General features: G+C 71.5%; 12 protein-coding genes and 1 pseudogene (1 of these 13 only partly in view). 9 read left to right on the forward strand and 4 right to left on the reverse strand.

From position 1 onward, the window contains the following. Positions 1–1129 (reverse strand): annotated as a pseudogene (locus tag AB0G02_RS16090) (acyl-CoA dehydrogenase family protein) (it extends 107 nt beyond the left edge of the window). Positions 1130–1148: 19 nt separating this feature from the next. After that, complete coding sequence (locus AB0G02_RS16095) at positions 1149–2300, reverse strand: acyl-CoA dehydrogenase family protein (RefSeq protein WP_360794378.1); 1152 nt, start codon at positions 2298–2300, stop codon at positions 1149–1151. Between the two features lie 77 nt (positions 2301–2377). Here AB0G02_RS16095 and AB0G02_RS16100 point away from each other — a divergent pair, with 77 nt between their 5' ends. From AB0G02_RS16100 to AB0G02_RS16135, 8 genes are all read left to right on the forward strand, one after another. Beyond that, positions 2378–2992 (forward strand): TetR/AcrR family transcriptional regulator C-terminal domain-containing protein, encoded by a 615-nt coding sequence (locus AB0G02_RS16100; RefSeq protein WP_360794380.1) that lies wholly within the window; start codon positions 2378–2380, stop codon positions 2990–2992. A 152-nt stretch (positions 2993–3144) separates the two neighbouring features. After that, positions 3145–4140: a non-homologous end-joining DNA ligase gene (gene ligD / locus AB0G02_RS16105; protein ID WP_360794382.1), complete on the forward strand. Its 996-nt coding sequence runs from the start codon at positions 3145–3147 to the stop codon at positions 4138–4140. Positions 4141–4412: 272 nt separating this feature from the next. Then, the gene (locus AB0G02_RS16110) at positions 4413–4586 is read left to right on the forward strand and encodes a hypothetical protein (protein ID WP_360794384.1); all 174 of its coding nucleotides are present in this window, start codon (positions 4413–4415) and stop codon (positions 4584–4586) included. Between the two features lie 178 nt (positions 4587–4764). Then, positions 4765–4989: a hypothetical protein gene (locus AB0G02_RS16115; protein ID WP_360794386.1), complete on the forward strand. Its 225-nt coding sequence runs from the start codon at positions 4765–4767 to the stop codon at positions 4987–4989. Between the two features lie 195 nt (positions 4990–5184). Beyond that, on the forward strand, positions 5185–7971 hold the full coding sequence (locus AB0G02_RS16120; protein WP_360794388.1) for a glycosyl hydrolase: 2787 nt from the start codon (positions 5185–5187) through the stop codon (positions 7969–7971). 38 nt (positions 7972–8009) lie between these two features. Further along, complete coding sequence (locus AB0G02_RS16125) at positions 8010–8957, forward strand: DUF1996 domain-containing protein (RefSeq protein ID WP_360794390.1); 948 nt, start codon at positions 8010–8012, stop codon at positions 8955–8957. A 94-nt stretch (positions 8958–9051) separates the two neighbouring features. Next, positions 9052–9657, forward strand: a complete 606-nt coding sequence (locus tag AB0G02_RS16130) for a DUF2238 domain-containing protein (RefSeq protein ID WP_360794392.1) — start codon at positions 9052–9054, stop codon at positions 9655–9657. 46 nt (positions 9658–9703) lie between these two features. Then, positions 9704–10387 carry a DUF6319 family protein gene (locus AB0G02_RS16135; protein ID WP_360794394.1) on the forward strand — a complete coding sequence of 228 codons (684 nt, stop codon included), beginning with the start codon at positions 9704–9706 and terminating at the stop codon, positions 10385–10387. 921 nt (positions 10388–11308) lie between these two features. Here the strand turns inward: AB0G02_RS16135 and AB0G02_RS16140 are convergent. Next, entirely contained in the window at positions 11309–11464 is a 156-nt protein-coding gene (locus AB0G02_RS16140; protein WP_360794396.1) for a hypothetical protein, read from the reverse strand. 220 nt (positions 11465–11684) lie between these two features. Then, the gene (locus AB0G02_RS16145; protein WP_360794398.1) at positions 11685–13202 is read right to left on the reverse strand and encodes an alpha/beta fold hydrolase; all 1518 of its coding nucleotides are present in this window, start codon (positions 13200–13202) and stop codon (positions 11685–11687) included. 185 nt (positions 13203–13387) lie between these two features. Here AB0G02_RS16145 and AB0G02_RS16150 point away from each other — a divergent pair, with 185 nt between their 5' ends. Then, positions 13388–14275: an EamA family transporter gene (locus AB0G02_RS16150; RefSeq protein ID WP_360794400.1), complete on the forward strand. Its 888-nt coding sequence runs from the start codon at positions 13388–13390 to the stop codon at positions 14273–14275. Positions 14276–14313 lie beyond the last annotated feature (38 nt).

Consider the following 14313-nt stretch of genomic DNA (forward strand, 5'->3'; position numbering starts at 1 on the left):
GGTTGCGGGCGATGGTGCGGCGCTGGATCTCGTCCGTGCCCTCGTAGATGCGCAGCAGGCGCAGCTCCCGGTACCAGCGCTCGATCGGCAGCTCACGGGTGTAGCCCATGCCGCCGTGGATCTGCAGGACCCGGTCGACGATCTCGTTGGCCTTGATGCCGCCGTACAGCTTCGCCATGCTCTGCGCCTGCCGCGAGTCGGCCTTCTGGTCGACCAGCCACGCGGCGTGCAGCACGAGCCAGCGCAGCGCCTCGATCTCCACCGCCGAGTCGGCCAGCATCCACTGGATGGCCTGGTACTCCGCGATCGGCTGGCCGAACGTGACCCGGTTCTTGGCCTGCTCGATGGCCATCTCCACCAGGCGCTCGCACGAGCCGAGGGCCCGCGCCGGCAGCAGGTAGCGGCCCTGGCCGATCCACTGCATCGCCAGGTGGAAGCCCTTGCCGACCTCGCCGAGCACGTTCTCCTCGGGCACCCGCACGTTGTCGAACACCAGCGCCGCCGGACCCCACTGGCCCATGGTCGGGATCGGCTCGGACTTCCAGCCCATGTCCCGGTCGACCAGGAAGCACGTGACGCCGCCGTCCGCGCCCTTCTCCTTGTCGGTCACCGCGAACACCATCACGAAGTCCGCTTCGTTGCCCTGGGTGATGAACGTCTTCTCGCCGTTGATCACCCACTCGCCGCCCTCCTTGCGGGCGGACGTGCGGATGGCCTTGGCGTCCGAACCCGCGCCGGGCTCGGTGATCGCGAAGCACGACACGCGCTCACCGGAGATCGTGGGCAGCAGGTAGCGCTGCTTCTGCTCCTCGTTGCCGTGGAACAGGATGTTGTCCGCGTAGCCGCCGAACCGGAACGGCACGAACGTGCGGCCCAGCTCGGCCTCGACCAGCGCCGTCATCAGCGCGCCGAGGCCCATGCCGCCGTACTCCTGGGGCGTGAGCACGCCGAAGAAGCCCGCCGCCTTGGCCTTGTCCTGGAGCTCCTTCAGCTCGTCACGGGTCAGACCGGGCTGCCCCAGGCGCTCACGGCGCAGCACCTCCGGCTCCAGCGGCGCCACCTCCTTGCGCACGAAGGTCCGCACCCAGTCGCGGATCTCCTTCTGCTCCTCGTCAAGCGTGAAGTCCATGCCGTCCTCCCTCTACCCTCTACGCGAACGCGTTGACGCCGGTCAGCGCCCGGCCGATGAGCAACTTCTGGATCTGGCTGGTGCCCTCGTAGAGGGTCGTGACGCGGGTGTCCCGCAAGTACTTGCCGACGGGGTACTCGTCGATGTAGCCGTACCCGCCGAAGACCTGGATGGCGTTGTTGGCCACCCGCACGGCGGCCTCGCTGGCGTAGAGCTTCGCCATGGACGCCTCCGTGCCGAACGGCTCGCCGCGGTCGGCCAGGTCCGCGCACCGCCACGTGAGCAGGCGGGCCGCGTCGGTCTCCACGGCCATGTCGGCCAGCAGCTCCTGGACCAGCTGGAACCCCGCGATGGGCTTGCCGAACTGCTCGCGCTCCTTGGCGTACCGCACGCTGGCCTCCAGCGCGCCGCGAGCGGCGCCGACGCACCCGGCGGCGACGGACATGCGGCCCCGGTCCAGGGCGGCCATGGCGAGCCTGAAGCCCGCGCCCTCGTCACCGAGCCGGTTCGCGTCGGGCACCCTGACCCGGTCGAGGGTGAGCTCGGCGGTGGCCTGGCCGCGCATCCCGAGCTTGCCGTGGATCTCGGTGGCGGTGAAGCCGGGGGAGTCGGTCGGCACGAGGAACGCGGTGATGCCCCGCGGACCGGGACCACCCGTCCGGGCGAAGATGAGGGCGACGTCGGCCCACGTCCCGTTGGTGATGAACACCTTGCTGCCGGTGATCAGCCAGTCGTCGCCGTCGCGGACGGCCCTGGTGGCCAGCGACGCGGCGTCGGAGCCGGTGCCGGGCTCGGTCAGGCCGAAGCAGCCCAGCTCGCGGCCCGCGCACAGCCCCGGCAGCCACCGCTGCTTCTGCTGCTCCGTGCCGTTCTTGGCGATGGTCTTGGCGACCAGGCCGAGGGAGACGGAGATGATGCCGCGGACGGCCGAGTCGCCGCGGGCGACCTCCTCCAGCACCAGGCAGTACGCCAGGTTGTCGCCGCCGGAGCCGCCGAGCTCCTCGTCGATGCCCAGACCGAGGAAACCCACCTCGCCCAGCGCGGGCACCAGGTCCCGGTCGATGGCCTCGTCCCGGTCCCAGCGCGCGGCGTGGGGGACGATCCGCTCCTCGGTGAACCGGTGCGCCAGCTCCTTGAGCTGGTGGTGTTCGTCGGAGATGCGCAGATCCACCGGGGTGGCCTCCTAACCGAACGGTGTTAGGTTATCTAACCTAGGCGCGGAATCCACCACAGGCAAGGGGAGCGGACATGCCGAGGAGCCCGATCCTGAGTGCCTCGCGCATCCGGACCGCCGCACTGCACATCATCGACCGTGACGGCCTGGACGGCCTGTCGATGCGCAAACTGGCCGCTGAGCTGGGCGTTCAGGCCGCGTCGCTGTACGGGCACGTGAGCACGAAGGACGACCTGCTGCACGAGGTGGCGGCCGGGATCCTGGAGAAGGTCGACGTCACCGGGTTCGAGGGCGGCGACTGGCGGCACGGCCTGCGCAGCTGCGCGCGCTCCTACCGGGCGGCGCTGGCCGCGCACCCCAACATCGTGCCGTTCCTGGCGTACGGGCCGGCCCACCGCGAGGCGTCGCTGCGCCGGCTGGACGTCGTGCACGGCGGCCTGGTGGCGGCGGGCTGGTCGCGGCGCGAGGCGACCATGATCGCCGCGTCGCTGATGTACCTGGTGTTCGGCGCGGCGCTGAGCTCGTTCTCCAGCGGGTTCTCCGAGGACCAGACCTTCTACCGGGACCGGTACCCGAACCTGGACAAGGCCCACCTGCTGCCGTCCGTGGCCCGGGAGCTCGACCACGACAGCTTCGAGCTGGCCCTGGAGGCGTTCGTCACCGGGCTGGCGGCGCGAGCGCACGACTGAGCCCTGCCCCGGCGCGGCGACGTATATCCGAATGGTGCGCGGGACGGCTCGCATTTGTAGGCCATTCACGTAATGGTTTCCCGCCCATGTCGGACACCGGCGGCGACTGTTTTGCCGGGTCGGGTGGGCCGCCCGTTGTTAGGCTCACCCGTATGGCCCAGGCTGCTGTGGAACTGACCGTCGGTGAGCGCGTGGTGCGGGTGTCGAACCCGGGCAAGGTCTACTTCCCCGAGCGCGGGATCACCAAGCTCCAGGTGGTCGAGTACTACCTGGCCGTCGCCGAACCGCTGCTGCGCGTGCTGCGGGACCGGCCGACCACGTTGAAGCGGTACGTCGACGGCGTGACGGGGGAGGCGTTCTACCAGAAGAGGCTCCCCAAGGGCGCTCCCGAGTGGGTGGAGACGGCGCGCATCAAGTTCCCGTCCGGTCGGCCCGCGGACGAGGTGTGCCCGACGGAACCCGCGGTGCTGGCGTGGGCGGCGAACCTGGGGACGTTCGACTTCCACCCGTGGCCCGTGCGGCGGTCGGACACCGACCGCCCGGACGAGCTGCGCGTGGACCTCGATCCCCAGCCGGGCACGGACTTCCGGGACGCGGTGGACGTGGCGATGGTGCTGCGGGAGGTGCTGGAGGAGCTGGGGTTCACCGGGTACCCGAAGACGTCCGGCGGGCGTGGCATCCACGTGGCCGTGCGCATCCGGCCGGAGTGGGACTTCGTGGACGTGCGGCACGCCGTGATCGCGCTGGCGCGCGAGGTGGAGCGGCGGGTGCCGGACAAGGCGACCACGTCGTGGTGGAAGGAGGAGCGCGGCGAGAAGGTGTTCCTGGACTTCAACCAGGCCGCCCGGGACCGCACCATCGCGTCCGCCTGGTCGGTCCGAGGCACCCCGCGCGCCACCGTGTCGACCCCGGTGACGTGGGAACGGCTGTCCACTGTGGACCCGGATGACTTCGACGTGCTCACCGTGCCCGGGTACCTGGCGGAGCACGGAGACCCGCACACCGGCCTGGACGACGAGGCGTTCGGCGTGGAAACCCTGCTGGAGTGGTACGCGTCCGACGAGAGGGGCGAAATGCCCTATCCCCCGGACTACCCGAAAATGCCCGGCGAACCACCGCGCGTCCAGCCGTCGCGGAAGCGGAACTAGAGCTGCGGAAGCGGCTACCGGGATCGGTCGGTCGTGGTGCTGCGCTGTCCGCTTGGCTTGAGAGCGGCGGGCTTCACCTGACCGGGTATTTATCGCGACGCAGTCGGTTTCGGTGGAGTGGGGTGCGTTTTGGCGTCACCGTGTAGTCGCAGGTCAGGACAGTGAGTTAGGTGCGGGAAACGGGCAAAGTGCCCTCCTCGGCTGGGCCGGCGGTCCCCGGACGCCGAACGGGGGTCTCGCCTGTCCGGGTGGGCGCGAGGATGGTGGGCCGCATGAACGCTCGACGCCTTGAAGTCGTACTGCCCGCCGACGTCTCCTCCCACGACTACGTCACCGTCGCCCACGCCATCTGGGCCGTCCTCGACGCGGCGGGGTTGGACGAGGGCAGCGCGGTGCGGACCGACGCGGAGTTCGCCGACGTGGAGGAGGACGCGCGGGTCGACTGACGGACCCGGGCCGGCTCCACTGGGGTGATGAGCGGCCACCCGGGTCGTCGGCGGCCGCCTCACCGCGTCCCACCTGCGGAACCCTGCGCCAACCGGCTGTTTCCGACAGCGGTTCAGCCGCGATCCGACTGGTCCTCTCGTACCATGGTGGCAACGCCGAAGAGAGGGAGGCAGGCCGATGACGCAGGCGTACGTGGTGCGGTTCGTCGGTGGCCCGCTCGACGGCCGGGTCGACTCGCACTCCAAGCCGCCCGAGGAACCGAAGCAGACCGTCACGCACGTCCACCTCCACAGCGGGCCCAAGATCGTGCACCACTACGACCTGGAGTACGCCGTCGAGTACGGCTGCGAGTACCGCCTCCGCGTCGACGAGCAGGCCGAGCAGGCCGAGCAGTCGGAATAAGCCGGGCAGTCGGAGCAAGCAGGCCGGCCCGAGCAGGTAAGCCGGGCAGGCGAGCAGGTCAGGCGGCAGGCGCCTCGCGCGGGCTTCTTGACAGGGTCAGAAGCGGCAACCGTAGACACGCCCTCACCAGCGGTTTACCGTTCAGCATGCGTGAGAGCGCTCTCACAGTGCTGTGAGTCCCTGCTGGAGGTCCCTGTGCGTTCAATCCGCCCCCACCTGGCGGCCGCCCTGGTCGCTGTGGCCGCGGCCGCCGTCATCCCCCTCGCCCTGCCCGGGACGGCCGGCGCCGTCACGGTCGGCGCGGGGAGCTATGCGACCACCCGCCCCGAGGGCGCGGTCGGTCCGTCCGACTCCACCGGCGCACCCCTGACGCCGAAGGTCACCGCCCGGATGGCCGGCCGCCCGGTCCCGACCAACGACTGGTGGTCGTCACTGGCCTTCCAGCGCTACCCGGGCAACCCCTACTCGGAGAACATGTACGCCCACCCGCTGACCTTCCACGCGGCGGCGCAGGGCCTGGGCGTCGGCTACCCGACCAGCCCGAACGTCACCTCCGACGGCCGGTTCTACGAGTTCATGCACACCGACGACCTGTTCGTCGGCGTCACCGGCCTCAACGCCCCGCGCACCCAGGTCGACGGCTGGTCCGACTGGACGGTCTCTCCACTGTGGACCGACGGCACGCGTACCCTGCGCACCACCATCGGCCACGGCTCCCCGTTCGTGTACGCGGAGGCCAGCGGCGGCACGGCGCGCGTCGGCTTCAACGGCTCCACGACGATCTGGAGCAACACCGGCACCACGCTCGGCGTCACCATCAACGGCCGCGACTACGCGCTGTTCTCCCCGAGCGCCTGGAACGTCGTCGGCACCGCCGAGGCGACCTCCTCCGCCGCGTTCTTCTCCGTCGCCGTGCTGCCGAGCCGCGACGCGCTGTCGCTGTTCCAGCGCTACGCGTTCTCCTTCGTCACCGACACCAAGGTGAACTGGAGCTACAACTCCGCGAACGCCCAGCTCACGTCCACCTACACGGCGACGACGACGGCACGCCAGGGCAGCCAGACCGGCACCCTCCAGGCCCTCTACCGGCACCAGTGGCTCAACTCCTCCGACACCGTCACCGCCTACCGCTACACCTCGCCGCGCGGTGAGATGCGGCTGCGCGAGGGCTCGTCGTTCACCACGCGCAGCACCTTCAACGGCGTCCTGCCCGCGCTACCCCTGTCCGCGGCAGCCGACCGCAACCGCTTGCGCACCGAGATCGACCAGGAGCTCAACGCCGCCGACCCGTGGAAGGGCGCGGTCGACACCTACTGGACCGGCAAGGCGTTGTGGCGCCTGGCGGCCCTCGCCCGCGTCGCCAACCAGATCGGCTACACCGACGGCCGCGACCGGCTGCTCGGCCTGGTCCGCGACCGGCTCACCGACTGGCTCACCGCGGGCAGCGGCGAGACCGGCCGCCTCTTCGCCTACGACTCCACGTGGGGCGCGCTGACCGGCTACCCGGCGGGCTACGGCACCGACTCCGAGCTGAACGACCACCACTTCCACGCCGGCTACTACGTGCTGGCGGCGGCGATCCTGGCGCAGCACGACCCGACGTGGGCGTCCGACTCCCGGTACGGCGGCATGGTCAAGCTGCTGGTCAAGGACGCCAACAACTACGACCGCGCCGAGACCCGCTTCCCGTTCCTGCGCAACTTCGACGCCTACGCGGGTCACGGCTGGGCGTCCGGTCACGCCGCTTTCGCGCACGGGAACAACGAGGAGTCGTCGTCCGAGGCGATGATGTTCGCCACCGCCGCCGTGCTGTTCGGCCAGGCCACCGGCGACACCGCGCTGCGTGACGCGGGCATCTACCTGCACACCACGCAGGAGAGCACGATCGCGCAGTACTGGTTCGACAAGGACAACGCGGTCTTCCCGTCGAACTTCGGGCACGACACCGTCGGCATGGTGTGGGGCGCGGGCGCCAGCTACAGCACGTGGTGGACCGCCAACCCCGAGGAGATCCACGGCATCAACATGCTGCCGATCACCGGCGGCTCGCTCTACCACGCCGACTACCAGGCCGACATCCTGCAGAACATCGCCGAGCTGCGGGCCAACAACGGCGGCACCGAGGTCGAGTGGAAGGACGTCATCACCCAGTTCCTCGCCCTGGCCGACCCGGCGCAGGCGCTGGCGCAGTACGGCTCGGGCCTGGAGCCGGAGAGCGGTGACTCCCGCGCCCACGCCTACCACTGGATCACGTCGCTGAACACCTACGGCACGCCGGACACCTCCGTGACCGCGAACGTGCCGACGCACGCCGTGCTGAGCAAGAACGGCGCGCGCACCTACGTCGCCTACAACCCGGGGACGACGACGGCCACGGTGACGTTCTCCGACGGGCAGACGCTGTCCGTGCCGGCGTCGTCCACCGCGTGGCGCGGCCCGGCGGGCAGCGGCGTGGACTCCGGCTCGGGCGGCGTGAACCCCACGACGTCGACGACGCCGTCCACCACCACCACGACGTCCACCACCACGACAACCACGAGCACGACCACGACGACCGCTCCGCCGACCGGCCGTGACGCCTTCGGCACGATCCAGGCCGAGTCCTACGACCAGCAGAACGGCCTGATCAAGGAGACGACCACGGACACCGGCGGCGGCCAGAACCTCGCCGCCATCGCCAACGGCGACTGGGCCCTCTTCCGGGGCGTCGACTTCGGCACCCGCACCGGGCGCCAGTTCACCGCCCGGGTCGCCAGCGGCGCGGCGGGCGGGATCAGCGGCCTGGTCGAGGTCCGCATCGGCAGCCCCACGGCCACACCGGTCGGCAGCTTCGCCGTCGCCAACACCGGCGGCTGGCAGAGCTGGCGCACCGTCCCCGCCAACATCACCGGCCTGACCGGCAAGCAGGACGTCTACCTCACCTTCACCAGCGGTCAGCCCGCCGACTTCGTCAACGTCAACTGGATCACGTTCGGTTCCTAGCCTGCCGCCGCATCCCCGCTCCACCGAAGGAGACACGGATGAACGCGAGAATGAGAGGTGTCATCGGCGCCGCGTCCGTCGCGCTGGCACTGGCCCTGATCGGGTCGGTGATCGCCTACCAGCCGGCGGGCGCGGGCCCCCTGCACGACCGAGCCGTCAGCCACGACAACCACCCGGCCGCACCCGACGCGGACCAGGCCGCCGCCATCGCGGGTCAGGTCGGCATCCAGGCGGCTTCGGAGTTCCGGGCCAACTGCCGGGCGAGCCACCGGGCCGGCAACGACCCCATCCTCTACCCCGACCAGACCGGCGTGTCGCACGTGCACGAGTTCATCGGCAACCGGTCGACCAACGCCTCGTCCACGTACACGTCGCTCAAGGCGGCGGGCACCACGTGCGACCCGGCGGTCGACCTGTCCGCCTACTGGGTGCCCACCCTCTACAAGAACGGGCAGCCCGTCGCGCCGGAGAGCGTCACCGTCTACTACCAGGGCATCCACGACATGCAACGCGCCGTCCCGTACCCGCCGAACCTCAGGTACGTCGTCGGCAACGCCAAGGCGACCAGCCCCGACCAGAACCCGTCCGCGCGGTGGTCGTGCACCACGCAGTCGCCGTCGAGCCGGGACTTCATGAACTGCCCGTCGGGCACCAAGCTGGAGACCTACCTCGACTTCCCGACCTGCTGGAACGGCCGGGACCTCGACAGCGCCAACCACAAGGACCACATCGTGTTCTGGAACGGGTCGTGCCCGTCCACGCACAACGTGGTCCTGCCGCGGCTGGAGTTCCTGATCACCTACCCGGTCAACGGCGGCGGCCTGTCGCTGGGCGGGACGGTGAACGGGGTCAACGTCACCAACGCGCCGGGGTACACCTTCCACGGTGACTTCATCAACGCGTGGGACCAGCCGGAACTCGAACGGCGGGTGCGGGACTGCGTCAACGCGGGTCGCACCTGCGGCACCAACGGCTACCCGATCTAGACCCGGGTGACCGCGCGGGCGGCGGGGGACCACCCCGCCGCCCGTCCACTTCGGACAGGTGCGCGCGGTCGGCCGGCAGTGGCAGGATCCGCGGATGGAGAACCGGGATCGCCTGCCGCTCACCCTCGCGGCACTCGTCGTGGTGGCCGTCGCGGTGTCGGCCATCCGGCCCAAGGGCTACGGCACGTGGCTGCTGGAGGTCGCGCCGATCCTGCTCGCGCTGCCCCTGCTGGCGTGGACGCGCCGCCGGTTCCCGCTCACCCCGCTCGCGTACTGGCTGATCTTCGGGCACGCCCTGGTGCTCGCCCTCGGCGGCCACTACACCTACGCCGAGGTGCCGCTGGGCGAGCTGCCGTGGACCGACCGCAACCACTACGACCGGTTCGCCCACTTCGTGCAGGGCTTCGTGCCGGCGCTGCTGGTGCGGGAGGTGCTGCTGCGGCGGACGCCGCTGCGCCCCGGCGGGTGGACGTTCTTCCTCGTGTCCGCGACCTGCCTGGCGATCAGCGCGGCGTACGAGTTCGTCGAGTGGGCGGGCGCGGTGATCGGCGGCGAGTCGGCGGCGGACTTCCTTGGCACGCAAGGGGATGTGTGGGACACGCACTGGGACATGCTCCTCGCGCTCGTCGGGTCGGTGGTCTCGCAGGGGGTGCTCGCGCGTGCTCACGACCGGCAGCTCGCGGAATTGTCGGTGCGGTAGGGCAAGCTGCACCCGACGGATCTTGTGGAAGTGGTGGAGGTAGGCGATGGCGAAGGCGAAGCAGAGCTCGTTGTCCCCGCAGGACATCGACCACCTGCGCGCGGAGTTGGCCGCGGGTCGCCCGCCCGCGGTCTGGTTCACCTCCGCCGCGGTGGGCGTGGAGGCGGGGCGTTCGGCGAAGGTGGTGGCGTTCACCGAACCGGCGGAGGGCGATTTCATCCAGGTGCGGCCGACGGGGGACAAGGACGAGCTGTCGTTCTCGCCCGCCGAGCTGACGGTGGAGAAGCCGGCCCCGCGCAAGCGGGTGCCCGCCCCCGCCGCCGCGCCGGAGCCTCCCGCTCCCGCGCCCGTCGAGCACATCTACACCCCGGCGCCCGCTCCCGCGCCACCGAAGCCGAAGCCCGCACCGGCCCCCGCGCCCGCTCCCGCCGCGGACCGCAGACCGGCCGCGCGCAAGCAGGCCAAGCCGGCCGAGGTGACGGTGACGCTCACCTCGACCGCGGACGGCGAGTGGACGGTCGACGTGCAGTGGGGTTCGAAGCGCACGTTGAAGGCCGCGCCGGTGGCCGCGTCGGCGGTGTCGCAGGCGGCCAAGTTGTTGCCGGAGGAGGTCGACGAGGCGGTGGAGAGCGTGCTCAGCGCGGCCAGGGAACGCCACCAGACCCGGGTGGAGCAGTTGCGCGCGGAGCTGGAGGCGGCGCAGCGGGCGTTGGACGAGCTGGGCGGCTGACCTGGCGAGAACACGTATTGCAACTTCTTGATGATTGGCGTTCCGCGATCGGGTGAGGGTACTTCCCCTGGCCGGCGGTAGGGGCGGACGGTGGGGTCGAAATACCTTCGGTCGCACGAAGTCCCTTCACGCCGCGGAGGCACAAGATGGTGGTTGAGATCACGACAGCGGAGCAGGCCCAACTCGGCAGCTGCGGCTGCTGCACCGGCTGCACCGGACCCGGCTGCGGGTGTTGCTCCAGCTGCTAGGGCCGCGACCCGACGTCCGTGAAAGTCGAACGCCTGGGCCCTGGCCGCCCCAGCAGCCGGGGCCCAGGGCTGACCGGACTCGCACGCCGGGGAACGTCGTGCGACCGTGGGCCCCGCGCCCCCACGGTCCACTCACACCCCACTCCGGTCAGCCGCCACACGATCGGGTGATCATGGCCCGTAAATGTACGGAAACACCGTTCTCGTACCTCGGTTGAAAACCAGCGGAACCGCCGAAACCACGGAGCCAACCCCAACCCCAACTCCCCACCCCGAACTGCCGACCCCGAACTGCCCACCCACCCATCCGACCCCACCCACCCCATCCCGCCCAGCACCTACCGCCACCACGACCCACCGCCGCCACCACCACGACCAGCGCCACCCGAACTCCACGACACGGGCCCGCGACGACACCGGCCCACCACACCTGGCCCGCGACGACACCGGCCTGCCACGCCAAGCCCCGCGACGACGCTGGCCCACCCCGCCAGGCCCCGCGGCCACGTCGGCTCACGAACGCACGGGCTCGCGACCACACGGGCCCACGAACGCACGGGCTCCAAGATCGGCCGCGACCACACCGGCCCGCGACGGACGCTCCACGACGCACGCCTGATCGGACGGACAGGCCGCAGCGGCGAGCCGTCGGTGGCCAGGGCTGCGGACAGCCTCAGCGCCAGCCGACGAGGCCCGCGACCATCCCGCGCGCGTTAACCTCGCCCGCGCTCATCCCGCCCGCGCCCACGTCGGACATGGGCCGGTTGCACGCGGCGGGTTGCACGCCGCCGGATTGCGCCAAGCCGGTGCGCAAGGTCCACGTGCGCATGGGGACGAGTTGCAGGCGGCTGGCCCGGCGGGTGGCCGGTGGAGCACACACCGAACTGGCCTCGCACGGCGGCCGGGTTGTGGGCGCGGCGCTGACACGATCGGGGGTCGATCGGTCGGCCCAGTTCGTGGCCGGACGAGACGACGGCGGTTTGAGGGCCGTCCGGGATCAAGGGCGGAGGGGCAGAGGGGCGGTTGGGGGCCGGGGGAGGGGGATGGGGTCAGGGTGGGCAGACGGTGCCGCCGGCCGGGACCTTCGCGTTTACCAGGAATTCCTCGGCCGCCTTCGTCGCGCACGCCGACTGGCCGAGAGCACCGTGCCCGCCGCCCTCCCAGCCGACGACCACGCCGGCCGGCAGGGCTTGGGCGGCGCGTTCGCTGCCCTCGCGCGGGGTGATCGGGTCGGCGGCGGTGGTCAGGACCAGCATCGGCGGGGCGCCCGTGAGGTTCGGCGGCTTCACCGCCTGCGGCACCGGGAACGGACCGCAGGCCAGCAGCTTGCGGGCGAGGTAGGCGCCGAACAGCGGATGCTTGGTGCGCCAGTCCTCGGTCATCCCGGCCACTCGTTCGGGCGGGATCCGGGTCGTCGTGTCGTTGCAGTCGGTGATGAGGCCGGCGTCCAGGCGCGGCGGGTCGTCTTCCCTCCCCTCCAGCAGGGGCGCGACGAACGCGCTCAGCTTCGCGCCGTCACCGCCCTCCGCCGCCACCAGCGCGTCGGCCAGCGCGGGCCACCGGGACCGGTCGGCCAGGCCGAGCAGCACCGCCTCCGTGGCGGTCCCCGGCGTGAGGTCGTAGTCACCACCGCGCAACGGCTTGGCCCGCAACGAGTTCAGCAGCGCCTTGTACCGGTCGGTGGCACCGGCGCCCAGCGGGCAGCCGCGGACCACGCAGTCCTTCTGGAACGCGGCGAACGCCTCCTCCGCCGCCACCACCCGGGTCTGCGCCACGGCCTGCACGTCCAGCGTCGGGTCGGGCGCACCGTCGAACACCATCCGCCCGATCCGGTCCGGGAACCGGCTCGCGTACAGCGACAGCACCCGCGACCCCTCACCGAAGCCGATCGCGTTCAGGTGCGGCACGCCCATCGCCTCGCGCAGCTGCTCCAGGTCCGCCGACGCGCGCCACGAGTCGACGGCGGGCAGCCGGTTCTCCATGTCGAGCACGCACTCGCGGCTGGCCAGCGTGTAGGCGTCGGCCAGGTCGTCGTGCGACTCCGCACCGGGGTCGGCCTCCACGATGCCCACCCGCGCCTCGTCCGGCACGCACTGCACGGCGTCCGACTCGCCGGTGCCCCGCCGGTCCACGCCGATCAGCGTGAACGTGCTCAGCACCTGCGCGGGCAGGCTCGCCGCCAGCCGGGCCGCCTTCACCGTCCCCGGCTCGCCACCCGCCTCACCGACGACGACCAGCGGGCTGCCGCCGGTGCCCACGCGCAGCAGCGACATGCCCAGGTTGCCCCGACCGGGACGGCTCGGCACGTCCAGCCGCACGGTGAGCTGCGCGCACTCGTAGTCCCACGTGCCGGCCGGCGCCGTGTCACCCATCCGCGCCTTGGTCGAGTCGGTGCACGACAACCACGCCAGACCGGGCGTCTCGTAGGTCTCCAGCGGCGGCACCTCGCGGGGACCGGACGGGACGGTCACCGCCGACGGCTCCTCGCCGTCACCGTGCACGGCGATCACCGGTCGGGTCGACGGACCCGCGCTGCACGCGGCGAGCGCGCCCAGAGCCACCAGCATCGAAATGGCGTGACGCCGACGCGGCACAGCGGTCCCCTCGCTCTCTCCCACGGCGTTGGTCTCCCGGTGGGCTGGTTGGGCTGGTCGACCTGTGGGTTCGGTGCAGAGCCTCACACAGTCCAGGTGAGACTTCGGTGAGAGGGCTGGGGCAGGATGTCGGGGTGGTCACGGTGCACGTAGAAGGCATCCCCGAACGCAGGTTCACCCGCTCGGGGCCGTTCACGCTCGCCGCCAAGGCGTTCGGCGCGATCCCGCCGCCGGCGCTGGTGCTGTTGGGCGTGGTCAGCGTGCAGATCGGCGCGGCCGTGGCCAAGCAGCTGTTCACGATCGCGGGCGCGACGGGCACGGTCACGCTGCGGCTGGTGCTGGCCGCGGCCTTCCTGCTGCTGGTGTGGCGGCCGTCGCTGCGGCTGGACCGGCGGACGTACGCGGTGGTCATCGGCTACGGGGTCGTGCTCGGCACGATGAACCTGACCTTCTACCAGGCGCTCAAGCACATCCCGCTCGGCGCGGCGGTCACGATCGAGTTCCTGGGGCCGCTGGCGGTGGCCGTGGTCGGGTCGAGGCGTTGGCTGGACGGGCTGTGGGCGCTGCTCGCGGCGGCCGGCGTGCTGCTGCTGACCCGGGTGGACGGCGGTCTGGCGCTGCCGGGCGTGCTGTTCGCGCTGGGCGCGGCGGTGTGCTGGGCCGGGTACATCCTGCTGACCGCGGCGCTGGGCAGCCGCACGTCCGACGGCAAGGGGCTGGCGCTGGCGATGGCGTTCGGCGCGGTGGTGGTGCTGCCGTTCGGCGTGGCCGAGGCGGGCACGGCGCTGCTCGACCCGGTGGTGCTGATCGCGGGCGCGGCGGTGGCGCTGCTGTCGTCGGTGGTCCCGTACTCGCTGGAGCTGGAGGCGTTGCGCAAGATCCCGCCGCGCGTGTTCGGCATCCTGATGAGCCTGGAGCCCGCGGTGGCGGCGCTGGCCGGGCTGGTCCTGCTGCACGAGGCGCTGCACCCCGCGCAGTGGGTGGCGGTGTTCTGCGTGGTGCTGGCGTCGGTCGGGGCGACCCGGACGGCGAGACCGGACGCGTGAGCGGGCCTAGGGCGTGATCGGGGGCAGGGTCGCGGGGC

It is taken from the genome of Actinosynnema sp. NPDC023658 (genome assembly GCF_040639995.1).
Classification (GTDB): domain Bacteria; phylum Actinomycetota; class Actinomycetes; order Mycobacteriales; family Pseudonocardiaceae; genus Actinosynnema.

Excerpts from the sequence above, each read along its gene's own strand:
- AB0G02_RS16100 (WP_360794380.1), top strand. The coding sequence starts at position 2,378 with ATGCCGAGGAGCCCGATCCTGAGTGCCTCGCGCATCCGGACCGCCGCA.
- ligD (WP_360794382.1), top strand. The coding sequence starts at position 3,145 with ATGGCCCAGGCTGCTGTGGAACTGACCGTCGGTGAGCGCGTGGTGCGG.
- AB0G02_RS16110 (WP_360794384.1), top strand. The coding sequence starts at position 4,413 with ATGAACGCTCGACGCCTTGAAGTCGTACTGCCCGCCGACGTCTCCTCC.
- AB0G02_RS16115 (WP_360794386.1), top strand. The coding sequence starts at position 4,765 with ATGACGCAGGCGTACGTGGTGCGGTTCGTCGGTGGCCCGCTCGACGGC.
- AB0G02_RS16125 (WP_360794390.1), top strand. The coding sequence starts at position 8,010 with ATGAACGCGAGAATGAGAGGTGTCATCGGCGCCGCGTCCGTCGCGCTG.
- AB0G02_RS16130 (WP_360794392.1), top strand. The coding sequence starts at position 9,052 with ATGGAGAACCGGGATCGCCTGCCGCTCACCCTCGCGGCACTCGTCGTG.
- AB0G02_RS16135 (WP_360794394.1), top strand. The coding sequence starts at position 9,704 with ATGGCGAAGGCGAAGCAGAGCTCGTTGTCCCCGCAGGACATCGACCAC.
- AB0G02_RS16140 (WP_360794396.1), bottom strand. The coding sequence starts at position 11,464 with ATGCGCACGTGGACCTTGCGCACCGGCTTGGCGCAATCCGGCGGCGTG.
- AB0G02_RS16145 (WP_360794398.1), bottom strand. The coding sequence starts at position 13,202 with ATGCTGGTGGCTCTGGGCGCGCTCGCCGCGTGCAGCGCGGGTCCGTCG.